This is a genomic window from Geothrix sp., assembly GCF_020622065.1.
GTDB lineage: Bacteria > Acidobacteriota > Holophagae > Holophagales > Holophagaceae > Geothrix.
This window is the reverse complement of the sequence record NZ_JAHRYQ010000002.1, coordinates 430,385-452,817: the sequence shown is the minus strand read 5'-3', so window position 1 is coordinate 452,817 and position 22,433 is coordinate 430,385. Positions and strand designations below refer to the sequence as shown.

General features: G+C 62.5%; 19 protein-coding genes. 1 reads left to right on the top strand and 18 read right to left on the bottom strand.

All coding sequences use genetic code 11. The features are described 5' to 3' along the window. Positions 1–271 precede the first annotated feature (271 nt). The gene (locus QZ647_RS11515; protein ID WP_291272297.1) at positions 272–628 is read right to left on the bottom strand and encodes an ATP-binding protein; all 357 of its coding nucleotides are present in this window, start codon (positions 626–628) and stop codon (positions 272–274) included. On the opposite strand from QZ647_RS11515, the gene QZ647_RS11510 reads away from it, so the two are divergent. Further along, positions 627–1,361 (top strand): PepSY domain-containing protein, encoded by a 735-nt coding sequence (locus tag QZ647_RS11510; protein WP_291272296.1) that lies wholly within the window; start codon positions 627–629, stop codon positions 1,359–1,361. The two genes, QZ647_RS11515 and QZ647_RS11510, sit on opposite strands and share 2 nt — an antisense overlap. A gap of 36 nt (positions 1,362–1,397) precedes the next feature. On the opposite strand, the gene QZ647_RS11505 is transcribed toward QZ647_RS11510, so the two are convergent. The 17 genes from QZ647_RS11505 to QZ647_RS11425 all read right to left on the bottom strand — a co-directional run bounded on the left by QZ647_RS11505 (position 1,398) and on the right by QZ647_RS11425 (position 22,059). Continuing rightward, positions 1,398–3,509 (bottom strand): cation-translocating P-type ATPase, encoded by a 2,112-nt coding sequence (locus tag QZ647_RS11505; protein ID WP_291272295.1) that lies wholly within the window; start codon positions 3,507–3,509, stop codon positions 1,398–1,400. 106 nt (positions 3,510–3,615) lie between these two features. Further along, positions 3,616–3,822, bottom strand: a complete 207-nt coding sequence (locus QZ647_RS11500) for a heavy metal-associated domain-containing protein (RefSeq protein WP_291272294.1) — start codon at positions 3,820–3,822, stop codon at positions 3,616–3,618. Between the two features lie 67 nt (positions 3,823–3,889). Next, a complete protein-coding gene (locus QZ647_RS11495) occupies positions 3,890–4,456 on the bottom strand; it encodes a sigma-70 family RNA polymerase sigma factor (RefSeq protein WP_291272293.1) in 567 nt (188 codons plus the stop codon). Positions 4,457–4,523: 67 nt separating this feature from the next. Further along, a complete protein-coding gene (locus QZ647_RS11490) occupies positions 4,524–5,714 on the bottom strand; it encodes a porin (protein WP_291272292.1) in 1,191 nt (396 codons plus the stop codon). Positions 5,715–6,122: 408 nt separating this feature from the next. Further along, positions 6,123–6,818 carry an ABC transporter ATP-binding protein gene (locus tag QZ647_RS11485; protein ID WP_291272291.1) on the bottom strand — a complete coding sequence of 232 codons (696 nt, stop codon included), beginning with the start codon at positions 6,816–6,818 and terminating at the stop codon, positions 6,123–6,125. A gap of 60 nt (positions 6,819–6,878) precedes the next feature. Then, a complete protein-coding gene (locus QZ647_RS11480) occupies positions 6,879–8,036 on the bottom strand; it encodes an ABC transporter permease (protein WP_291272290.1) in 1,158 nt (385 codons plus the stop codon). Positions 8,037–8,049: 13 nt separating this feature from the next. Continuing rightward, the gene (locus QZ647_RS11475) at positions 8,050–8,568 is read right to left on the bottom strand and encodes a DUF2318 domain-containing protein (protein WP_291272289.1); all 519 of its coding nucleotides are present in this window, start codon (positions 8,566–8,568) and stop codon (positions 8,050–8,052) included. 1,285 nt (positions 8,569–9,853) lie between these two features. Then, entirely contained in the window at positions 9,854–11,494 is a 1,641-nt protein-coding gene (locus QZ647_RS11470; RefSeq protein WP_366526185.1) for a HAMP domain-containing sensor histidine kinase, read from the bottom strand. Between the two features lie 86 nt (positions 11,495–11,580). Further along, positions 11,581–12,009 (bottom strand): hypothetical protein, encoded by a 429-nt coding sequence (locus QZ647_RS11465; protein ID WP_291272287.1) that lies wholly within the window; start codon positions 12,007–12,009, stop codon positions 11,581–11,583. A 126-nt stretch (positions 12,010–12,135) separates the two neighbouring features. Next, positions 12,136–12,408: a hypothetical protein gene (locus QZ647_RS11460; protein ID WP_291272286.1), complete on the bottom strand. Its 273-nt coding sequence runs from the start codon at positions 12,406–12,408 to the stop codon at positions 12,136–12,138. 130 nt (positions 12,409–12,538) lie between these two features. Then, complete coding sequence (locus tag QZ647_RS11455) at positions 12,539–13,435, bottom strand: hypothetical protein (RefSeq protein WP_291272285.1); 897 nt, start codon at positions 13,433–13,435, stop codon at positions 12,539–12,541. Between the two features lie 346 nt (positions 13,436–13,781). Beyond that, the gene (locus tag QZ647_RS11450; RefSeq protein ID WP_291272284.1) at positions 13,782–14,240 is read right to left on the bottom strand and encodes a hypothetical protein; all 459 of its coding nucleotides are present in this window, start codon (positions 14,238–14,240) and stop codon (positions 13,782–13,784) included. A gap of 490 nt (positions 14,241–14,730) precedes the next feature. Beyond that, complete coding sequence (locus tag QZ647_RS11445; RefSeq protein WP_291272283.1) at positions 14,731–15,003, bottom strand: hypothetical protein; 273 nt, start codon at positions 15,001–15,003, stop codon at positions 14,731–14,733. A 58-nt stretch (positions 15,004–15,061) separates the two neighbouring features. Then, positions 15,062–15,280, bottom strand: a complete 219-nt coding sequence (locus QZ647_RS11440; RefSeq protein ID WP_291272282.1) for a hypothetical protein — start codon at positions 15,278–15,280, stop codon at positions 15,062–15,064. A 516-nt stretch (positions 15,281–15,796) separates the two neighbouring features. Beyond that, positions 15,797–19,129 carry a CusA/CzcA family heavy metal efflux RND transporter gene (locus QZ647_RS11435; protein WP_291272281.1) on the bottom strand — a complete coding sequence of 1,111 codons (3,333 nt, stop codon included), beginning with the start codon at positions 19,127–19,129 and terminating at the stop codon, positions 15,797–15,799. Positions 19,130–19,140: 11 nt separating this feature from the next. Beyond that, entirely contained in the window at positions 19,141–20,412 is a 1,272-nt protein-coding gene (locus tag QZ647_RS11430; protein WP_291272280.1) for an efflux RND transporter periplasmic adaptor subunit, read from the bottom strand. A gap of 207 nt (positions 20,413–20,619) precedes the next feature. Next, positions 20,620–22,059, bottom strand: a complete 1,440-nt coding sequence (locus tag QZ647_RS11425; protein WP_291272279.1) for a TolC family protein — start codon at positions 22,057–22,059, stop codon at positions 20,620–20,622. Between the last annotated feature and the right edge of the window lie 374 nt (positions 22,060–22,433).

Here is a 22,433-nt window from a genome sequence, read left to right as displayed (position 1 = left end):
CGGCACCCTTCAGAAGACCATGGCGGCGACCCCTGGCGTGGGCTCTGTCCAGATCGATTTTGACAGGCGTGAGACCCAAATCGTGTTCCAGCCAGGTGCATCGATCGACACGACTCTGGTCCAGTGGAAAAGGGAACTGGGCTTCGATGGCAAGGAAGTCCGGCGGGAGATCGCCCCCGCTCCCCGATAAGGGAATGCCCTGCTACCGCGGATCACCATGCAATGAAAAGGGCCATCACCTTTGGGTCTCCAGCATCGGGCATCGGGTCACCTACGCATCTTTCGGAAGGCGAGCCTTTGCTGCTTCGGCAGGGTAACTGGGGCCGGTGAGTTCGAGGATCATGGCGTGGTGGACGATGCAGCCGATGGCCGCCACCGTGGTCATGGGGTCCCTGAAAATCCAGTCCCATAGAGAGAACACGAGGTTCGAGGTGATGACGACGCTGCGCCGATCGTAGCGTTCGGCCAGCAGGGTGAGCAGCACTTCGTCCAAGCAAGGAAGCGCCTTCGAACAGATGGGCGATGGTTGGCGAGTGGCTTCCACCAAGACCCAACTTTCCTCGCCAGAACGCTTCAAGGATGGAAACCGGAATCCAAGTCGGGCCTGGTTCCGGTAGGCTTTGAACATGGGTCCTCTGGGTTGGCGAAGGCTTTGGAACGGGCATCTCTGGCTGGGAATCGGCCTCCTGCTGCCCCTGCTCTGGTGGATGGGGACGGCCATCGCCTTTGTGATCTGGCCCCTCGACCAGGTTCGGGGGCGGACCCTGAGTACCGGGCCCAAGGAGGCTCCGAGCTTGCTAAAGGCGGGGATGATTCCGCCTCCCGACTTGGTCGAGCGGGCGAGGAAGGTCTCCATCCAGGTCATCGAAGGGCATCCCGTCGCGGTGGTCCACAAGGAAGAGGGAACATCCGTCTGGGACCTGGAGGAGCGGTGTTCCCTGGGCTCGGCCATTCCGGTGACCTGGGCAGAGGCCGCCGCGAAGCGGGACTTCAAGGGAGACTTCCTGCCGAGCGCAGTTCTCTTCTACGACGCGGATGAGAAGGGCGTGGCCCTCACGGGAGGCGGGGGAAACGCCAGAACCGCGCCCACGGAATACCCAGGCCCCTTTCCTGCTTATGCCTTCCATTTGAGTCAGGGCCCCTCGATGCACCTTTATGTGGATGGGCTCACGGGGGAGGTGAAGGCCCGACGCACCGGTGTGTGGCGGTTCTACGACTGGTGCTTCAGGCTTCACAGCCTGGACATCACTGGCGATGGTGCGAAGCGTAGCGTGATCTTCGCGGTCAGTGGACTGTGGTTCGCCCTTGGAATCACGGGAACTGTCATGGCTTGGCGCAAGCTGAGAAGGCGGGCCCGCTAGGGGCCTTTCGTTCGCCGATTCCCGCTCCAAAGGACATCAGTGCCCTCCGGGAATGGACCTGAGACGGAGCGCATTGAGGACCACCGTCACGCTGCTGAGGCCCATGGCCGCACCGGCGAGCATGGCACCCCCGAAGTGCTCCAGGGTGCCCGTGGCCGCGAGGGGGATGAGCACGAGGTTGTAGGCGAAGGCCCAGACCAGGTTCTGCCGGACGATGACTTGGGTTTTCTTGGCGAGGCGGAGGCCCATGCGGAGCGGCTCCAAGCCTGGGCGAAGCAGGTTGATGGGGGCGGCGGCCTGCGCGGCCTCAAGGCCCGCCATGGCAATGCCTGCATCGGCCTGGGCGAGGGCCGCCGTGTCGTTGACCCCGTCGCCCACGAATCCGACCACCCGTCCGCTAGCCTGGAGATTGGATACCTTGGCACGCTTTCCCTCGGGAGTGCATCCACCCAGGCCTTCGGACAGGCCGAGGGACTCCGCCATGCGTTTCGCGGCCTCGGGACGGTCTCCGCTCCAGAGGTGTACTTTCAGCCCCTGGGCGTTCAATTCCCGAATCAGGCCCATCGAGGCAGGGCGGACCGCATCCGCCAGGCGGAAGATGCCGATGAGGCGGTTTTCCTCCTGCAGCCCGACCAGAGTGCCCTCGGCATCGACCCAAGAGAGGTCCGTGCCGAGGAAGCTGGCGTTGCCCAGGCGGTACGCGCGACCCCGGAGGGTGCCCGAGACTCCGCCTCCCGGGAAGGCCCGGAAACCTTCCACCGATTCCAGCGCTTGCCCCTGTGCGGCCTCGCGGAGGCCCTTGGCGAGCGGGTGCTCGGAATCCCGCTCCAGGGAAGCGGCCAGGCGCACCAGGTCGTCCTTCGCCCACCCGCCGAAGGCGCGCACTTCCTGCAAGGCAGGCCGTCCCTCGGTGAGGGTGCCGGTCTTATCGAAGGCCAGGTCCGTGAGGTTCGCCAGGCGTTCGAAGGCATCAGCTTCCCGGATCAGCAGTCCGTGCCGGGCGGCGGTACCCAGGGCCGTGGTCATGGCCACGGGGGTGGCCAGACCCAGGGCGCAGGGGCAGGCGATTACGAGGAGGGTGACGGCCGGGCGCCAGGCCTCCGCCACGGAACTGGTATAGAGGTACCAGCCGAGGAAGGTCAGGGCGGCGAGGAGCAGGATCGCGGGGACGAACCGGCCCGAGATGCGATCCGCCAGAGCTTGGACGCTGGCCTTGGAGGTTTGGGCTTCGGCCACCTGGGCGGCCAGCTGGGCCAGCCAGCTCTGGGCACCCACGGCTTGGACTTCCACTTCCAGGGCGCCTCCATGCACTAGGGCGCCGGCGAGGACTCGGTCCCCTGCACGCTTGGAAACGGGAAGCGGTTCACCAGTCAACTGGGCCTCCTCTACATCGGCCTCACCGGTGAGGACAGACCCGTCGGCGGGGATTTTCGCACCAGGGCGGACGCGGATGCGGTCGCCTGGGTGGAGCTCGGCCACGGGAATCTCTCGCTCCGATCCATCCGCCTCAAGGAGCATGGCCGTGCTCGGAGCCAGTTTCAGCAAGGCCTTCAAGCTGTCGGCAGACTTGCCCTTGGCCTTGGCTTCTAGCCACTTCCCGAGCAGCAGGAAGGCCACCAGCAGCCCCGCGGTTTCAAAGGGCAGGTGATGGCGACCGGCGAGGCCCTCCGAGATGCCGAAGGCCCAGGCGGTGCCCGAACCGAGCGCGATCAGGGTGTCCATGCTGGACTCGCCCTGGCGCAGCAGCTTGAAGGCGCGCAGGAAGAAGGACTGGCCGGCACCGAACACCACTGCGGCGGAGATCAGAGCCTGGACCTGCCAGGCGAGGTGGAAGGCCAGACCGGGGATCATCGTGAGAAGCAGGGGGATAGACAGAATCCAGGCGACGGCGGCTTTCCGAGCGAGGGTCCGGGCTTCCGCGCCTTCAGACAGATTCGAGCGGTCGAGCACGAGCGTGTAGCCCTTGTCGGTCACGACCTGGGCTAGAGCCTGGGGCGTGACCGAGGGGCCGAAAGCCACGGTGGCCTCATTCAGGGCGAGGTTCACCGTGACGGCCTCCACCCCCGGCACGGTCTTCAGGGCCTTCTCGACCCGGAACACGCAGGTGGCGCAGGTCATGCCCTCGACGGGAAAGGTTCGGGATTCCATGGGTTCTCCTGGGTAGCTCGGGGCCACTCTGCTGCGGGCACATCTGGGGACGGGATAGAAGGATGACCGCGACTGGACGGGTCCGGTCGCGGCCAACGACCTGTGATCAAAGGGTGGTGGCGGGATAGCCTTCGGCCGACAGGGCGGCGAGGACGCCGGGTACCGCGCTGGCCGGAGCTGCGATGCGGACTTCCTTGGCTTTCAGGTCGATTCTGGCTTCGGCAAGCCCCAGCCCCAGGAGGGCTTTCCGGATGGTCGAAACGCAGTGCCCACAGGTCATGGTGGGGACGCTTAGGGTGATGGAGCTGGACATGGTGCCTCCTCTGGAAGGGGCCGGGATGACGGCCTTCACAGAGGAAGACGGGCGAGCTCCGACCTCCTTACAGGTTTTTTGGTTTCGCCTGGGCCGGCCGGCATCGGCAGTCGAGGCACCCATGGGCCGCACAGGTCCGGCAGGTCCGCTCCACCTTCTCCCGGAGGGCCCTCCGGGCCCGATGCAGACGCACCGACATCGCGTTCGGGGTGACACCCAGGAGGGCTGCGGCTTCCGCGGGCGTCCGGCCGCCCAGGTCAATGGCTTCGAGCGCCTCGGCTTCGGCCGGCTTCAGGGTGGGGAGCAGCGCCTGGATGCACTGGCAGGCCACCCTTTCCAGTTCCGGCTCCTCGGCCTCCACCAGGTCGCGGGCGTGCCGTTCCGTGGCGCGGAGTCGGGACTGGCTGGCCCGGTGGTGGTCTGCCAGGGCGTTCCGAAGCACCTGATAGAACCAGGCTACCGCGCTCTCGGCAATGTCTGGCTTGGCGGAGGTCTGGATGACTTTCAGGAGGGAGGCCTGGACGAGATCCTCCGCCTCGGCCCGATCACGGGTCCGCGCGGTCAGGAAGCGGACGAACTGCTCCCGGGCGCCCAGGAGGGTCGATAGCACAGGGTCTGGCTTGGAATGGGACATGGCTTCAAGGGGAGATCGAGATGGGAGGAGGCGGGTGCCCCCGGGCCTCCTCCCATTCTAAACGCCGTCAGAATGTGTGCCGGAGGCCGATTCCGATAGAGGTCGGGTCCGAGCCGAGGGCGACCTTCGCGCCTGAGGAGGCGTTTCCGATGCCGCCCACATCAAAGTTGTAGGCCACATTCGCGTCGTTGGAGATCCGCGAGTAGACCGCGTAGGCCTGGGTGTTCTTGAACATGTTGTAGGCGTACCTCAATGAAACCTGGGTAGCGCCTGAATCCTGGGTGGACAGGTAGGAGCCTTCGCGGTCCGGAGCGGAAGCGTAGACACCGAAGATCTCGTGGCGTCCCCACACCTGCTTGATTCCGAAGTAGAAGGATTTCTGCTTGATGTCCCTGTCCACAGGGGCGGTTGGAGTGCCCGTGGTGATCGTGCCCCGGTACTGCTGGAACATGCCGGTCAGGGTGGTGTCGGTGGGGAAGGTGTAGGAAACAAAGCCCGCGTCGGACTTGTTGGACTCGCTGACGGCACCGCCGAATCCCACATCCTTTAAATTCGTGTGGACCAAGGCGATCCGAAACGCCTGGATCTTGTAGTTGACCGAAGCCGCCCAGCCATAAGGATCCACATTCCCGTCCGCACTCTTGGCCGAATTCACCAGGTAGGCAACGGTTCCATAGAGCCCTTCCCAGATGGGAGTCGTGTATTCCACCTCGGGCGCGCGGAAGAAGAAGGTGTTGCTGTCTGTGGCTTTACCGAAGATGTTGTAGGAAGTCGCCACACCCGTGGCTCCGGGCGCCAGGTCGAAGCTCGCGGTGGTGGCGCGGAAGGGGGTGGAGAGGTAGCCGGCCTTCAGCGTTCCCCAGCTGCCCATCAGACCTAGGAAGGTGTCCCTGCGAGCGCCGAACACGGTGCCCGTTCCCGGTCCGTTTAGGCCACCCACCTTCGTGGTTTGTCCGTTGTTGATGATCGGCGTGTTCGCCGAGCCGACTTCGTTGTTCCCAAGGTCGATGTAAGTTTCAAACTGGTAGATGACCGTGGCGCCGTTGTCCATGGCGACCTTGCCCTTGATGCCGAGCAGGGAGCTGTTGGCGTTCAGGCGGGTGCGGCTTGAGATGTCGCTTCCGGGAGCCGTGGCGCCTTCGGCCTTGACGGATTCTACGGACAGGTCAGCCACCCCGTAGAGGGTGGGCCCGGATTGGGCAGCCAGCATGCTGCAAGCGAGGGCGGCTGGGACCACTGAAAGATATTTGGATTTCATGATTCCTCCATGAAATAGGGCAAAGCCCTCCCCACCGAAAAGGAACTGATCCCAAAAGAGGTCAGCCATTTTCGGTCAGGCGATTCTCGAACGGGAAACCGAGGGTCCTTGTCCTACAAACGGTAAGGGCCGGACCCCCAGAGGGGAGATCGTAGGTCGAGCAGGGACATCACGGCGCTTACGGAGGACCACGCGTGGAATCGCCAATGCATGGCTCCCCTTTCTGCTGAAGGTCTGTGGGGTGCCTTGAAAAAAGCGACTCACGAAGGGCATCCGGTTTCAGGGCCCACGGCCGCCCGCATGGGCGGTGAGCGAGCATGGTGGCGGGATGATCCTGGGACATTGAGGCATTCTCCCGGCTGCCGAACGCGCCTCTGTGGAAGTCGAAGGTCGCGCCGGTCCAGATGATCAATGGGCCACAGTTTCGAGCTTCCCAAAATCGACCAGGCCATCTCGTAGCACCAACACTCGGTCGAAATAGGCTTGATTCTCGGCATTGTGGGTGACCATCACGATGGTCTGCCCATCGCGATGCAGTTCCTTGAGCAGGGCCATGATCTCGGCGGAGGTGGCTGTGTCCAGGCTCCCGGTCGGTTCATCGGCCAGGAGCAGGGGGGGGCGGTTGACGAGGGCCCGGGCGATGGCCACGCGCTCCTGTTCACCTCCGGAGAGCTGGCTGGGGAGGTGCCCGCCTCGATGGGCCAGGCCCACCCGCTCCAATACCCGTATGGCCTGGGCGCGCTTCTCCGAGGCGGGCATGCGCTTGACCGCCAGGGGAAGCATCACATTCTCCAGAGCCGTCAAGTAGGGGACGAGGTTGAAGCTCTGGAACACGAAGCCGAGATACTCTCGCCTGAAATCCGCCAACCGCTCGGTCCCGAGGCGGAACAGGTCAATGCCGTCGACTTGGACGCTGCCCGAGGTGGGATGGCAGAGGCCGCCCAGCAACGAAAGGAAAGTGCTCTTGCCTGATCCGGACTGTCCCATGACGCCTAGAAAGGTGCCTTCGGCCACTTCCAGATCGATGCCCTTGAGGGCCTCGACCTGATGTTCGGAGACGCCTGAATAGGCCTTTCTCAGCTCCTTGATGTCGATGAATGCCATGACTCATTTCCTTATTGGAATCGGCGTTGAATGGGGGTGGAAGGACGAGGCCTCCAGAAATCAGATCGAGCGGAGCGCCTCGGTTGGATCCATCCGGCTCGCGTGCAGGGCCGGGTAGTAGGAAGCAGCCGCCCCGACCGCGATGGCCAGGAGCACGGAGCCTCCAGCCAGGGCCGGGCTCCACACCAGGTGTGGGTGGCTCTGGGCCAGCCAGGGGAGCAGCAGGCGAGTCGCGCCCATCCCCGACAGGAATCCGAGGATGCCGGCCAGAAAGCTGACGCCGACGGCTTCCATGAGGATCAGGCCGACCACATGGCTGCGCCGGAATCCCAGCGCGCGGAAGATACCGATCTCCCGCGTCCGTTCATTTACGGATCCCATCATGGTCACGAAGACCACCAAGGCCCCGATGAGGAGGACCACCACTGCCACGGCGAAGGAGAAGGCACGGAACTGGTCGAGGGCGTGCAGGCGCGTCTTGACGACCTGCTGGAGGGCGCTGACCTTCGCATCCGGAAGCGCGGTGGAGATCTGGTCGACCATATCGGACACCGGGCAATCGCCGCAGAGCGCCGCCACCTCCACCAGCGAGAGGGTCCCCTCTTTGCGAAGAAGCCGCTGGGCCGTGGCCAGGGTCGAGATAAGCAGGTCGTCGTCCTGGGAGCCCGTTTCCTTGAGAGTTCCCGTGACCTGGAAGGCCTGCCCATCCAGAACGACCGTGGATCCTGGTTTCAACGAGAGCCGTTGGGCCGCACGGCTGCCGGCCACCAGTTCGTTCGCTTCCGCCAGGCGCCGGCCCTCCAGGCTCCACCAGCCCTTGACATGGAATTCGGCCTTGGGCTCGACGCCCATCAGCATCACCCGCGAGGATCCCACCGACACCGCGCCGAGCACCTTCGGGGCTACCGCAGCGATGTTGCGGCTGTTGGGGATCTCCTTGAGGTGAAGGAGGTCTGCTTCGCGAATCTCCTTGGGATCCAGCGACAGCCCACCCAGAACGATGCCCCCGTAGGACAGGGAGAGATCATCGCTCTTGGGAGTGATCAGGATGTTCGCGCCGAAATTCTCGAGCTTGTGTTCCGCCTCCATGGTCAGGGATTGGGTCAGCGACAGGAGTGTAACCACCGTGGCGACACCGATGAGCAGTCCGGTCACTAGGAAGGCCATGCGCGACTTTCGCCGGCGCAGGTTGTTCAACGCGATGGTGCGAAGGTTCATGGTTTTGCCCGCGCTATGGATTGATTCGGAAGTAGGCGGCGCCCTGGATCAGGTCCGCTTCGGAAATGGCCAGGTTGGTTCCGGCGAGGACTCGGCCGAGGGGTACGGGGTTGCAACCACCCTTGATCTCGTTGATCTGGCTGGTGTGGAACTTCTGGTTGCACTTGTTGCAAACCATGAACTCCCCGAGTTGGCGATACCCCATCCGACCGCGATAGCACTGCACGCAGGTGTCGATGGCGGCTCGGACCTGGCCGTCGGTGCTCTTCACCACGAAGAAATTCACATCGGTGCCAGCGGTCTGGTAGGTGAAGAAGTGGGCGCTCCCATCCGAGACCTCGGCGGCGGGAAGCAGGATCTGCCCCTGGGAGGCCTTCACCACCGGGTATCGGCCGGTACTCCCGCCCGAAAGGGCGTTCCACCCGATGAGGGCCAGGGCGATCAAGCCCAGAGCGGCCCCCAGAATGATCGGAAGGCGCTTTTTCTTATGGGGCTGGGCGAACTGCGCCTTTTTGTTCTTGTGCTCGGACATTGAATGGCTCCTTGAGGGGGTCAGGGTGGGACGGGTCGCTGGCGGCCTTTTACATCGGGGATGCCAGCAGGGGTGGAAGGGTAGGATCGATCCTGGACTCGGGGAACTCTGTCGAGGGAACGCCAGCGTTCAATGAGCGTCAGCTTCGTGAGTCGGGACCGGGCCGGATCGCTCCAGCAAGGCCATGACATAGCGTCTGGTAACCGCTTCGATCGTGGGATTCCGGAGCCCGGCTCGTTTGGCCAGGGCGATGGCTTTCTCCACCGCCATAGCCCTGTCCAAGCTCCAAAAGGCGAACAGTGCAGCGCCAGCGCGGTTGCCCGAAGCGCAATGGATGAGAATCCTCGCGGTCGGTGGCAAGGACGAGATCAGCGCACGGAAGCGATCCAGACCATCGGGAAGGGCTTCCGAATGCACAGGGCAGCTCACATAGCTTCCGCCAAAGCTCTGGACTGCGGTGGCCTCCCATCCGAAGTCGCCCTCTTCTGGGGTCCTCAGATTGATGACATGGGTGATTCCCAGGGATTTCGAGGCGGTGAAAGTGCCTGAATCCGGGCTCCCTGCCAGGACAAAGAGCCCAGGAAGGATTTCAACGGGACTGGGGGCGGGAACGGGTTGGGCAAGCATTAGAAGTGGCAGGGCTGGAATCACAGCAATCCTCGGGCGGGGTGGGTGGTCGGTTACCTGGAAGACTTAAAGAGGGGATCTGGGACAAGGAGGCGTCGCCTGGGTGGGTGGAGGGGTGCCTCCGAAGGGTGCGTCGGTGCCGGGCTTTTCAGGACCAGCTTTCGAAGTTGGATAAAGGCGAGCCAAACACTGAAGAGCAGAATGGCCGCCACGCAGCACCCCACCGCAAAGCGGATACCCTTCGGATCTGTATGGGGCTGGAACGCTTCGGGCACGGCACCCTTCGGGTGGGCGACGGAAGGCATGACCAGACCTTTGAAGAATCGCTTCGTGGGGCCCTTCCGAGAGGACCGTCCCGAGGGATGTGAACGGAAGTTCGCCATTGCATGAATTCCTGTCCGAGGCGATTAACGGCAGCAAGGGCCACAGGTGTGGGTGGAGACAGGCAAGCGATTCACCGGAGGTGGCTTGATGAGATAGAGAATCGCGAGCGCCAACCCGGTGGCGGCACAGAGGTAGACGATCTGCCGTAACCAGGGGCGATCCTCGGGAGCGTCCACCATTTCCTCGCGTTGCGGTGCAGGTGACTTTCTCGCCCCGTCATCTGGATGGAGACCCTGCGCTTCGCCTCCTGTCGGCGTCGGGGAGCCTCGGGGGGTCATGGCAACTCCTCCAGAGGCACCCTGAGCGTGAAGACTGTCCACCCCAGGTCCGTCCTGATGGCCGCGGCTTCGCCGCCCATGTTCCGAAGCGTTTCCGCCACATTGAAGAGCCCGAAGGCATCACCGAGAGGACTCCCCGGCACCCAGTACACCGGGTCGAAGATCCGTCGAAGCTCCTTGTCCGAGGTGGCATACCCTCGATCTGAGATCTGAATCACGATGGCTTCGGACTCCTGCTCGCTGGTGATTCGGACGGGAGACTGGCCTGCCGAGGCATCGAGAGCCCGCTGGATCACCAACTCCAAACTCAGGCGGACCAGGTTCACTGGGCCACGCACCAGACTGGGGCCCTGAAGCAGATCCACCTCGATTCCGGCCATGGTTCCGCGATCCACATGGAAGGACTCGATGAGTTCGAGGAGGCAGACCTGGAGGTCGAAGACCCGGATGTCCGGTGCCTCCTCAACTCCAACCACGGCCCGATTGAATTGCCGAAGAAGGAGGGCCGCGTGTTCGGATGTTCGATGCAGGGTGTTCCAGGCCTCCAGGCGCGCCTCGCTTGCACCTTCCTCCGGCTTGAGCATGTCCTGGGCCAGCAGCATGGGATGCATGGCGTATTCCAGGTCCTTCGCGATGGAAGTGACCCTTCGCCCAGCCTGGACCTGCCATTGCGATTCCAGGAGGCGCCGGTCCTGCTCGACCTGCTGGGAGACATCACGCATCACGGCAAGGTGGGTCGGACCGTTGGGGTGTTCGATCCTCGCAACTCGGACATCCGCGGCGCGCAAGGCGCCCGTGGCGTGGAACAGATTGAGGCGAACAATCTCTCCGGAGGTGGATTCCTCCAGGCGCCTCAAATTCTCCTGGGAGAGCAGGAGGTGGATGTTCAAGCCATTCTGGTGGCGCAGGCAGGGCATGCCAAGAAGCTCGGACATGCTCGGATTCAGCGTCTCTACCTCTCCCGTGGAGCCCCAGGCCACAACGCCGTCGGGGATGGTATCCACGAGGGTTCTGGAGAACCGGGCCAGAAGGTCGCTGCGATGCCTCTGGTAGAGGGCCAGGCCCCCCGCCACACCGAATCCAAGGGCGATGGCGAGCGACACCCCGGCGAACATCGAGAGTCGTCCGGCGTTCCGCTGGCTCGATTGGATCGCAAGCGCCAGCATGTCCTTGTGGTAGCGGGCCAGGGTCTGAACGCTTCCGAGGACTGTCTGGTGCTGATGGTCTAGATGGGCATGAGCCGCCAGGGCCTCTAGCTGGAGGGTTGCCTTCCCCGGTCCACTGGGGATGGGGGGCCCCTCGACGGCGAGCTTACGCACTACCTGAACCTGCACCAGGTAGTCCGACAAGGTTTTGTCCACTGCAGTCAGGTACCGATCCGGTTCTCCCAAGGTGTTTCGGCCCAGTTCTCGACGCGACTCGGCCAGCCGGTCCAGGGCCGCATCGAGCGCGGCGGCCTCGACATCCGGGTGGGCGGCGTAGGGGAGTCGCGTGGCTTTTTCATGCACATCCTCGATGACGCCGAGGTGCCTCGCAGTCTCAAGGGTCCATGTGCTGCAATGAGCAAAGGCTTTGGAAGCTTGCTGTGTGGCCTGGATCAGCATCACCGACCAGACCAGGAGCCCCAGGAAAGGCATCGCCACGGCTCCCAGAATCCAGAGCCTGCGGGAACGCGGGACGATCGGATGCAAAGGAACCATGGCGCACCTCTCCGGCATGAGAATCAGTAGGGCAGCCCGTGGTCGCTGGCCGGGCGAGCATGGTCCGGGGTATTTTTCGGTGTACCATCCCGCTCCAGGTACCTTTCCGGGTACTTGGCCAACAGGTCGTCGCAGTCGGCACAGCAGATCCGGAACTCGTGCCCCTCGGCGACCACGGTCTGACTCTTTCCGTCCACCTTCCCCCCGAAGACGGGGCAGATGGTGTTGTCGGCCTTGTTCTTGGGCGTACCGTCTCGCTTCAAGTATTTGTTGGATTTCTCTTTGAGCATGGTTTCGCAGTCCGCACAGCAGATGCGGTAGTCCTGACCTCGCACGGAGACGATCTGGCTCTGCTCATTGACAGTTCCACCGAAAACCGGGCAGATCTGGTTGGTGGCCGGTCGAGTTTGAGGTGCGGTCGTGACTGCAAGGGCAAGCAGTAGGTTGAGCATGCTTTCCTCCTGATGAATCCGGGGCGGTGACTGGGCACCCTGGGTTGTGATTTTTGGGTTACAAGGTTGTTCTAAACGCGCCGTGGTTCCTGATGAATTCCGGGAGAGAGAGCTAAGGTGGCGTTCCTAGTGCATGTGGCCTTCATGACCAGATGCGGGCTTCTTCTCCGCCTTGGCGGCGTTCTTCGGCGTGCCGTCTTCGCGAAGGTACTTGTCTGGGTCCTTGGCGAGTTTGGCGTCGCAGTCCCCCGGGCAGCAGATGCGGTATTCCTGGCCACGGACGACGACGGTCTTCGACTTCTCCGTGACCTTAAGCCCCTGCACGGGGCACACGGCATTCACGGCAGGCTTGGCCGCAGGATTACTCGCCAAGGCGAGCGCGAGCATTAGGTTGAACATGGTGTCTCCTTCAGAAATTCGGCCAGGTAATAAGAGGGCGGCCCGGGCCGGAACGGGACCACCTCTCGGTGCCCCTAGATGCCACGGCCCCAGGGTTCGAATGGAATCAAGGCGGAGGTGGGCATGGACCCTACCGGAAGGCGATGCCCAGCGACCATGTTTTTGCATCCACGGTGTTTCGGCCGGAAATGATCCGGTTGTAGGACCCGATCAGGCTCCAGGAGGCATTGATGGACCACTGGACGCTTCCTCCCAGGTTGAAGAAGTCCTTCTGGATGCCAGCACCAATGCCTCGCGCGCCATTGGCAGAGGCGACCAGCGCCCACCGCTCCGCCGGAGACCAGCCGAGGTGGAAGCCGTAAGGGATTTCGTCGGAAATCTCGCCCAATCGCAGGCGGTATCCGAGGCTTCCGGTGATGTAACTGCTGTCCGACAGTTTCCTGGTCAGCAGGGCCTGCGCATCGCCATCGACCTGGGCATCTCCGGCTCCGCTGACGGCCGGGTAGTTGCCGGGAATTTTGACGCCGAACAGGAGGGCCGGCGTGAACCCGGCGACATCATCCAGGGTTCGTCTCGCCCATCCATACGTATCCCCAGCGCTCGACCAGGATTCCCGAACGACATCGGTCTGATTCTCAATCCTCTGGAAAGAGGTCAAGAGGGAGGCGCTCCAGCGGTTGGACAGAGCGTATTCAGCAAACACATTCAGGCTGTTGTTCGAGAATCGTCCGCCACCGGGATTCAGGACATGCTGGCCATCGGCGTTGAAACTCGCCTCTGAATCGAGGGAAGAAAGAAATAGGCGGAGCCTCCAGGAACCGGCCGGATCGGCCCATGCTTCGGCCTGGATCTGGCCGCCCCTCACAGTGGCAGCGCCGCCTTGATGGTGGGCACCTTCCGCGCGGGAAGGCAGCGCTGTGAGGTGGACGAAGGTGATTGAAGCCAAGATTCGAAAAACCTTGTTCATGGGTGCCTTGTAGAGAGGAATGGGCGCGGAAGGCCCGGGGGTCGAGGTGGGGACATGCATGTCCAAAGTCCGACAGCGGCGGTGGCCTGAACCCTCCAGAACAGGCCAACGCCGCTGCCGGTGGCGCCCCGCTGGGCGCCCCCCTCCGCCCTGGGTCCAGCGGAAGAGCGCCGCCGGAAACACCGCGCACGAAAGCGTGGTGTCCCCCACCAGGGAGTTGGAGGGGATCCGCAGGCATGTCGGTCCAGCCCCAGTGCCCTTCCCTAGGGACGCCGGGTTGCGTGGATCATCACCATGCCTGCGAATGGAAGACACAACTTCTCCTTGCCCCCGCGCAGCAGGGGATGGCCTGGGAATCCCAGGGTTCAAAATCAGGCCGAAGGGCCGGGTGGGGGTGTTGAACTCCTCAGTGGAGGCGAAGGGTTGCAGTGATCAGGGCGTCTCCGACCTTCTCGAAATAAATGCGGGTACCCGTCATGCCAGCCTGTGTCGAGAGGGTGTACCAGCCCTTGCGAAGCGACTGGATGTGCGCGAGAAACGGGGCCATGACCTTTCCGTGGTTCATGCCAATGTGGCGCGGATCACCGGCATAGGCGAGAATCTGGCCCTTGAGGTCGTACACAATCAGTTGGGGCTTGGAGGCGTCCTTGCTTGCGAACCGGCCGTTGGCATGGTTGATCTCATGGACCAGTTTCTCCAAGCCCGAAGCGCGGAGGACGGTAGCGGCCTCCTCGACCAAAACTTCGGCCTGGGCACGGTGATCCACCTCGAGCAGCGTTTCGACCTGAGTTCGACTGCTACCTTGGGCGGAGACTGGAAGCGCCCAGAGCGCGGTGGACAGGACTGCCAGGGCAGCTGGTTTCATGAAACCTCCTCAGTGTTGGTGGCCTTCGTGGCCGGATGGGTTTGCCGGAGCGGGTTGATCCGAACCCTTCTGGGTCCTGCTCCCATTCTTTTGCGGATCATTGAGGGGCCGCCCCTCCTTGTCGAAGTACTTGTCGTAATGCTCGGTCATCTCCGGTCCACACCCGCCACAGCAGACCAGATACGAGTTCCCGCGGATGACCACCTCTCGATCGCGCCCGGGGTCCACGGGCTCTCCCATGACAGGGCAGATCGTATTCGTGGCCCGACTCTTCCTCGGGGCATTTTCCTGGTATTCACCACGGCTTTGGTTGCCCCCGTGCCCGGCGTGGCTTCCTCCCCGGCTGGAGCCACACTGTGCCCGGGCTGGAACTGCTGCGAGAATCAGAAGCGCTGGAAGAATCAGGAGCTGGGCTTTCATTCGGAACTCCGAGTAGGGGAAAAAGATTCGAGGGCGATTCGTCAGCCCCTGGAGGCCGACTAGATTTCATTCAGTAGCGATCGCGAATTTTGGTAGTCGACTGGCTTTGAGTGATGTTTTTCGGTTTTCCATCACTGTCGAGGTATTTGTCCGGGTCTGCAGTGAGCCTGTCTCCGCAGTCCGAAGAGCAAATGTAGTAGTCGGGTCCATGTACCGTCACGACCTGGTTCCGGTTACTCACCGGATTGCCCAGGACAGGGCAGCGGCCGTTGGTGGCGGGCTTGGCCATGCCGATGGATGCGGTGGCGAGAACCGTAAGAAAGATAAGGGTTGCGCGAATCATTGGATGCTCCTTGGTAAGACATGGTCTCAGCGACCAGACGGGTTCAAGGCCATGCCATTCAGTGCTGATGGGCCGCCGGGGAGGCCGGAGGAGGGGCGGGGTTGTCCCCTTCCTTTTTCGGATCGTTCTTCGGATCGTTCAGCGGCTTCCCGTCCTTGTCGAGGTACTTGTCGTAATGCTCCGACATGGCCGGACCGCAGCCATCGCAGCAGACCAAGTAGTAGTTCTCCCGGATGACCACCTCCCGATCGCGGCCTGGTTTTACGGGTCGCCCCATGACTGGGCAGATCGTGTTCGTGGCATGAATTTTTTCGGGTTCACTCTCCTGTGGCCGTGCCTGTCCCCGACTCGATCCGTGATCGGAGTGGCCCCCGCCATGGCTGTGCTGTGCCCAGGCCGGGGCCGCGAAAAACATCAGGGAGAGAGGGAAGAGGATGTGAGAGGTTTTCATCTGCGTTTCCTTTGGCGGTTGCGAGATTGAGAATGGGGATTGCCACGGTTCAGACTGCATCCACTTGGGCATCACTCCCCCGATTTGGGAGGAAACATGGGCTGTCCGGTGTGGTGTTCGAGATTGGGATTGGAATCAGGCAATGGCTTGCCAGGCGGTTTTGTCTGGCCCCCATTCTTCACCGGGGGCGGGGATTGGCGTTCTGTCGTTTCATGGTGGCCAGGGGCAGGGGGTGATTCGTGATGGCCCCTGGCATGGAAGAACAGCAGCATCGCGGCCATCATCACGCCCATTAGAACGAAGTTCATGGGATCTCCCTTAGGCAGAAAACAACGGATTGGTTCAGACAGGATCCGGTATAAGCGTTGGGCTGGTTTCTGGAGTGACAGGCCCTTCCACGACTTCCTTTCTCTTCCACAAGTAGTAGATCGAGGGATAGACCAGCAGCTCCAGCAGGAAGCTGGTGGCGAGGCCTCCCACCATGGGCGCGGCGATGCGCTTCATCACATCGGCGCCCGTGCCCGTGCTCCACATGATGGGGAGCAGGCCCATGAAGGCCGCGAACACCGTCATGGCCTTGGGCCGCACGCGCTTCACCGCACCGTGGATGATGGCCTCCACCAGGTCGCCCGTGGTCTTCAGGCGACCCTCCTGCTTCGCTTCGTCGTGACTGAGGTCGAGGAAGAGCAACATGAATACGCCGGTCTCGGCGTCCAGGCCCATGAGGGCGATGAGGCCTACCCACACGGCGATGCTCATGTTGTAGCCCAGGGCCCAGAGCAGCCAGAAGGCGCCGATGGCGCTGAAGGGTACCGCCAGCATCACCACGGAGGCCTTGAAGGCGCTCTTGGTGTTGGCGTAGAGCAGGCCGAAGATGAGCACCAGAGTAATGGGCAGGATGACCTTCAGCCGTTCCTTCACGCGGATCATGTTCTCGTACTGACCCGACCAGGTGAGGCTGTAGCCGGCGGGTAGCTTGAGGTCCTTCTCCACGGCCGCCTTGGCGTGCTGAACATAGGTGCCCACATCGAACTTCGAAGTGTCAAAGTCCACCAGCACATAGCCGTTCATCTGGCCGTTTTCGTCGCGGATCATGGCGGGCCCATTGGCCCACTTCAGTTCAGCAATTTCTTCCATAGGGATCATGGCGCCGTTGGGCGCGGGGATAAGCACGCGTTTCAGGGCGTCGGGGCTTTCCCGGTAGTCGCGGGCATAGCGAACATTCACAGGGTACCTGGCCCGACCGTCGTAGACAGTGCTCTGGTTGTCGCCGCCGATGGCAGTCATCACCAGCATGTTGGCCTGCTCCACGCTGAGCCCGTAACGGGCCAGCTGGTCCCGCTTCAACACGAAGTCCAGGAAGTAGCCCTGGGCCGTGCGTTCCGCGAAGGCGCTACGGGTGCCGGGAACGCCGGCGAGGATTCGCTCTGCGTCCACCGCAACCTTCTGGATGGTCCCCAGATCAGCGCCGTTGATCTTGAGGCCCACGGGGGTGCGGATGCCCGTGCTGAGCATGTCGAGACGAGCCTTGATGGGCATGGTCCAGGCATTGGGAATAGCCGGGAGCTTCACCACGCGGTCGAGCTCCGCAACGATATCTTCCTGGGTGATCCGGTCCCGCCAGATGGGTCGAAGGACGGCTTTCATGAAATTCGGTGCCCAAGAGCTGAACCAGCGGGGTTTCTCTCGCCACTGCTCTTCGGGCTTCAGGATGATGACTGTCTCCATCATGGAAAAGGGCGCCGGGTCCGTGGCCGTGTCGGCGCGGCCCGCCTTGCCGAAGACGCGCTCCACCTCGGGCACGGTGCGGATCAGGCGGTCCTGCACCTGGAGAATGCGCTGGGCCTCGGTCTGGCTCAGGCCCGGCAGGGTGGAAGGCATATAGAGCAGCGTGCCTTCGTTGAGGGGGGGCATGAACTCGCTGCCCAGGCCCATGAAGGCAGGGATGGTGCCCAGCACCAGCAGCACCGCCACCGCGATGGTTGCCTTGGCGTGTTTCACCACGAAGCGGCAGGGTCCCTCGTAGATCCGATGCAGGAATACGCTAATGGGGTGCTTCTCCTCGGCGTAGTACTTGCCGACGGCCACCTGAGTAAAGGTCCAGGCCAGCCACTTGGGCTTGAACCGGAAGGGCTCCACCCGGGCGAACATCATGCGCATGGCCGGATCCAGCGTCAGGGCCAGGAGGGCCGCGATGGCCATGGCCAGGTTCTTGGAGTAGGCCAGCGGCTTGAAGAGCCGGCCTTCCTGGTCCAGCAAGGTGAAGATGGGCATGAAGCTCACTGCCACCACCAGGAGCGAGAAGAACACTGAGGGCCCCACTTCCATGAGGGCGGCGAGTCGGACCTCGTAGAAGCTCCCTGGTTTTCCGGCCTCGATCCATTTCTCGATCTTCTTGTAAGCGTTCTCCACCTCCACGATGGCGCCGTCCACCAGTACGCCAATGGAGATGGCGATGCCGGCGAGGCTCATCAGATTGGCGTTCTGGCCAATGGCGTACATCGGAATGAAGGCCAGCGCTACGCTCACTGGAATGGTGATGATGGGCACCAGGGCCGAGGGCACATGCCATAGGAAGATGAGGATGATGATCGAGACGACGATCATCTCCTCGATGAGCTTGTGCTTCACGGTCTTGATGGCGTGGTTGATCAGCTCGGAACGGTCATAGACCGGAACGATCTCCACCCCTTCCGGGAGGCCCTTTTTCAGTTCCCCCAGCTTCGTTTTCACCCGCTCGATGACATTCAGGGCATTCTCGCCCTGACGCATGACCACGATGCCGCCCACTACGTCGCCGTGTCCGTCCAGATCTGTAATGCCACGCCGCATTTCAGGGCCGAGGCTCACGGTGGCCACTTCGCTCAGGCGGACGGGGGTGCCGTTCTCGGCCTTGAGCACTGCCTGTTCAAGATCCTTGGTGGTCTTCACGTAGCCGCGTCCACGGACCATATACTCTCGGCCGCTGTATTCCACGAGACGGCCACCGACTTCCGCATTGGCGCCCTTCACCGCCCCGATGACGCTCTCGATGGGGATCTTGTAGGCTGCGAGCTTATTGGGGTCGACCTGCACCTGGAACTGCCGGGCCTGGCCACCCACGGTGGCCACCTCCGCCACGCCAGGTGTGCTTTGGACGGAGTAGCGCAGGAACCAATCCTGGAGCGAGCGCAGCTCATCCGTGCTGTGCTTGCCACTGTGATCCACCAAGGCGTACTGGTAGATCCAGCCCACGGAAGTGGCGTCTGGCCCAATGGAGGTCTGCACACCGGGAGGTAGGCTTGAGGTGATCTTGCTGAGGTATTCCAAGGTGCGCGATCGAGCCCAGTAGATGTCCGTGCCGTCCTCGAAGATCACGTAGACATAGGAGAAGCCGAAGTCCGATAGGGCTCGGACGGCCTTCACTTTGGGAGCCCCCAGGAGGCTCGTGACGATGGGGTATGTGACCTGGTCCTCGACGATGTCAGGACTCCGATCCCACTTGCTGTAAACGATGACCTGCGTATCGCTGAGGTCCGGTAGGGCGTCCAAGGGAATGTTCCGCATGGTCCAGAACGACATGGCCAGCAGCACTGCCGAGGCGGCCATCACCAGCCAGCGGTTCTCTGCCGAGAAGCGGATGATCCGCTGGAGGAAGGTCGGGTGTTCGGGATCGTAGGCGACGTTTCCGCTCATCTCTTTCCCCCTCAGTGCTGGTGGCCGCCCGCCGGGGCGGCGGCCGGGGAAGTGGATTTCTGGCTCAGGTGCGCCAGGGCTGCTTTGAGTCGCGATTCGGAATCCACCAGGAAATTCGCGCGGACAACCACGTCATCCCCGGCCTTCAGGCCTGAACGAATCTCGACCTTCTCGCCCACGGTGGTACCAGTCGTTACCTCTCTCGGCTCGAACTTGCCTTCACCCAGGGCGACGAAGGCCACCTTGGTTGTTCCTGCGTCCAGTACGGCGTCCAGGGGGATCAGCAGACCCTTGCGACCCGGGCCCTTGAGAAGGACCTCACCGAACATTTCGGGCTTCAGATCGCCGTTGGGATTGGGAAATTCCAAGCGCGCCTTGGCGGTGCGGGTCTTGGGATCCATCACGGGGTCCACGAAGGCTACCCGGCCCTTGAAGGTCCGGCCGGGCTGACTCTGCAAGGTGAGGTCCGCAGGTACACCCACCTTCACCCGGCCGAGTTCGGCCTCGTAGATGTCCGTGAGGACCCACAAGCGGCTAAGATCCGTAATTTCAAAAGGGATGTCTGCAGGCGTGATCCGTGCACCCTCCACCACGTTCTTGGCCGTTACGATTCCCGAGATGGGGCTGCGAAGGGTGAGGGCCCGTTGAACCTCGCCGGATTTCTCCAGGCGGTCCAAAACTTCTTGAGGGACATCCCAGAGCAGGAGGCGCCGCTTCGCCGAGTCCAGCAGGTCCCCGCCGGACTCCTGCAGGGCGCCTCCCGAGAGAGCCTTTTGGGTCTTCAGGGCCAGCAGGTATTCCCGTTGGGCGCTGACGAATTCGGGACTGTAGAGGCTAAACAGGGGCTGGCCCTTCGCTACGGGCTTGCCAACGAAGTCCACAAAGAGCTTCTCCACGAAGCCCTCTACTTTCACATTCACCTTGCGGACATGCGTTTCGTCCACGGCGACACGACCCAAGGCCCGAAGCTCCCCACCCACGGGGCCTTCGGTCACCTTGTCTGTCCTCAGTCCGATCAACTGCTGGCGCTCATGGTCGATTTTCACAGCCGCGTGCGTTTCTAGCCCGGCTCCTTCGCCCTTCAGGTCACCCTCGTAGACAGGAACGTAGTCCATGCCCATCTCGTCCTTCATGGGGACCTGAGACGTCAGGCTCGGGTTCATGGGCGAGCGGTAGTAGACGATCTTCCCTTTGTCCTTGGAGTCTTCGCTTTCCATGGGCACCAGATCCATGCCGCAGATGGGGCAGGTTCCCGCGTGATCCTGGATGATTTGCGGATGCATGGGGCACTGGAACATCTGCTTCTTGGGTGTTGAGGCAGCTGCGGTCGCGGCTCCGTGCTGATGTTCGGCCTTGGCATCTGGGCGCAGGAGCCATGTTCCGCTGATGCCAGCGATCAGTCCCAGGGCCACCAGACCGATGCTCCGGATGCGTGAAGGCCTGGGGGGAGGCATAATTGTCGTGTCATTAAACATTTGGTCGGCTCCGATTCACATGGATTTCGCGGCAGAACTGCCTTCGCCACCACTGGCAGAGGCCGCTCCGGATTTGGAGGAGGAGGAAGGCATGGCCGAGCCGCTGGGGCTCCCACCCGCACCCATGGCACCTGAATTCAAGCCCTGAGCCGAGATGCCTGGCGTCCCGGAAAGGTTGAATTCTTCCTGGGCGATTTGGACTGCCTGCGCCTGGGCCAAGGTCTGGAGGAATCCGCTGCGATCGGAGATCCAGCCGTTGAGCGCCTCAAGAACGCTGATGAAGGGGGTGCGCCCGGTCTCGTACTGCGCCAGATTGGCCTGGAAGCTGGACTCGCTCTGCACCAGAAGCCCTTCGCGGTACAGCCTCAGTGTGTCCAGGGCGGCATCCAGCTGAGCGGCGCGTTCATGAATCCGCTGGGCTAGAAGAATGCGGACACTCTCCGCATCAGAACCCTGGGCACGGCGGCGAAATTCCTGTTCGGACACGGCGCGTTGCTGTTTCTGCTTGGACCAGACCGGGAGGGAGATAGAGAACCCCACTGTCCACATGGGTTCTAGGGCACCTCTTGGCATGATCCCAGCGCTGACAGCAAAGTCGGGGTAGCGGTCCCGTTTGGCCAGGTCCAGGCTCCGTTCCGCCTGACGTATTCCGAGTCGGGCCGCTTGCAGTTCCGGGCTTTCCTTCTCTGCGCGATCGATCCAGGCCGACGCTGCATTGGCCTGGAGGGTGAAATCCTGGAGTTTCGCTGTGGTCGGAATGGGCGCCTCAGAGGTCAGGCCGCGCAACCGATTGAGCGTCGTCAATAGCACCTGTTCCTCTGATCGGAGCGAGATGCGCGACTGCCGGATGCGGTTCTGCTCAAGCTGGGCGCGCAGGAGGTCGGCCTGGGAACCCTGACCTACCTCGTACCTCAGCTTGGTGATGTCGCTGGCCTTCTGCCAGAACAGGGCCTGTTGGTCCAGCAGCTCCACCTGCCCACGAACCAGGAGGAGGCCGAAATAGGCTCGCTTCACATCCGCGATCAAACTCAGGCGAGTACGGTCGGCGGCTGTTCGAGATACATCCACGCCCAGACTGGTGATCTCTCCACGGAGATTTCGTTTCCCGGGCCAAGGTAGTGGCTGCGTGAGCATCACCTGGTAGTAGCTGGTTTCCATCTTCCCGACCTGGATTCCTTTGAATCCATCGTTCTGAAGCCCCAGCGAGAGGCTGGGATCTGGCAGGGCCTTGGATTGGGGGATGCGCTCCTTTTCGGCATCCACCAGAGACCTTGCCTTGACGAGGTCCGGGTTGCGGTCCAGGACTTCCTGGATCAAAGAGTTGAGGAGCGGGTCTCCCGGTTGGGCCACCTGAACGCTGCCAGGCAAGGGAGACGGCGTGCTAAAAGAAGCCTGGGGCTGGGCCCACCCGACGACCGGGATGAGGCTCAAAGCCAGGCGCGCAAAGTGGCGCATGGTCGAACTCCGTGAAATGAAGGTGGAATCAGTTCCGATCAGCTTTTCGGCTGGGCAGACTTACCCCTTCAAATCCGGAATACCGCCAATTTGGCGAGCGCATCAATGGGACGGCCGCGCGGAGTACCCTGAAGTTCGTCTGTCAGGACGGTCGCATCTGCCTCCATGGAGAGCACAGAAATCCGGCCGATGAAATCTCCGGGCCACGGCTTGGGCTCACTGTTCCGCTCCGAATCCAGGTCCGGCTCGTCCTGATTCTTTTCGTTCAGACTCGCGAGCGTAGGCGACACTCGCGTTGAGCAGGGCGTGCTAGGGGTCGAGCAGTTGGAGCCACTGGTCCCCGGAGAGCCAGGCGACATCGGAGGCATCTGTGC

Coding starts and splice junctions, on each gene's coding strand:
- QZ647_RS11505 (WP_291272295.1), bottom strand. CDS start 3,509: ATGGAATCCCGAACCTTTCCCGTCGAGGGCATGACCTGCGCCACCTGC.
- QZ647_RS11445 (WP_291272283.1), bottom strand. CDS start 15,003: ATGATTCGCGCAACCCTTATCTTTCTTACGGTTCTCGCCACCGCATCC.
- QZ647_RS11470 (WP_366526185.1), bottom strand. CDS start 11,494: ATGCCTTTCCTGGGGCTCCTGGTCTGGTCGGTGATGCTGATCCAGGCC.
- QZ647_RS11425 (WP_291272279.1), bottom strand. CDS start 22,059: ATGCGCCACTTTGCGCGCCTGGCTTTGAGCCTCATCCCGGTCGTCGGG.
- QZ647_RS11435 (WP_291272281.1), bottom strand. CDS start 19,129: ATGAGCGGAAACGTCGCCTACGATCCCGAACACCCGACCTTCCTCCAG.
- QZ647_RS11495 (WP_291272293.1), bottom strand. CDS start 4,456: ATGTCCCATTCCAAGCCAGACCCTGTGCTATCGACCCTCCTGGGCGCC.
- QZ647_RS11515 (WP_291272297.1), bottom strand. CDS start 628: ATGTTCAAAGCCTACCGGAACCAGGCCCGACTTGGATTCCGGTTTCCA.
- QZ647_RS11480 (WP_291272290.1), bottom strand. CDS start 8,036: ATGAACCTTCGCACCATCGCGTTGAACAACCTGCGCCGGCGAAAGTCG.
- QZ647_RS11500 (WP_291272294.1), bottom strand. CDS start 3,822: ATGTCCAGCTCCATCACCCTAAGCGTCCCCACCATGACCTGTGGGCAC.
- QZ647_RS11450 (WP_291272284.1), bottom strand. CDS start 14,240: ATGAAACCAGCTGCCCTGGCAGTCCTGTCCACCGCGCTCTGGGCGCTT.
- QZ647_RS11475 (WP_291272289.1), bottom strand. CDS start 8,568: ATGTCCGAGCACAAGAACAAAAAGGCGCAGTTCGCCCAGCCCCATAAG.
- QZ647_RS11460 (WP_291272286.1), bottom strand. CDS start 12,408: ATGTTCAACCTAATGCTCGCGCTCGCCTTGGCGAGTAATCCTGCGGCC.
- QZ647_RS11465 (WP_291272287.1), bottom strand. CDS start 12,009: ATGCTCAACCTACTGCTTGCCCTTGCAGTCACGACCGCACCTCAAACT.
- QZ647_RS11455 (WP_291272285.1), bottom strand. CDS start 13,435: ATGCATGTCCCCACCTCGACCCCCGGGCCTTCCGCGCCCATTCCTCTC.
- QZ647_RS11510 (WP_291272296.1), top strand. CDS start 627: ATGGGTCCTCTGGGTTGGCGAAGGCTTTGGAACGGGCATCTCTGGCTG.
- QZ647_RS11440 (WP_291272282.1), bottom strand. CDS start 15,280: ATGGGGCGACCCGTAAAACCAGGCCGCGATCGGGAGGTGGTCATCCGG.
- QZ647_RS11430 (WP_291272280.1), bottom strand. CDS start 20,412: ATGCATCCGCAAATCATCCAGGATCACGCGGGAACCTGCCCCATCTGC.
- QZ647_RS11490 (WP_291272292.1), bottom strand. CDS start 5,714: ATGAAATCCAAATATCTTTCAGTGGTCCCAGCCGCCCTCGCTTGCAGC.
- QZ647_RS11485 (WP_291272291.1), bottom strand. CDS start 6,818: ATGGCATTCATCGACATCAAGGAGCTGAGAAAGGCCTATTCAGGCGTC.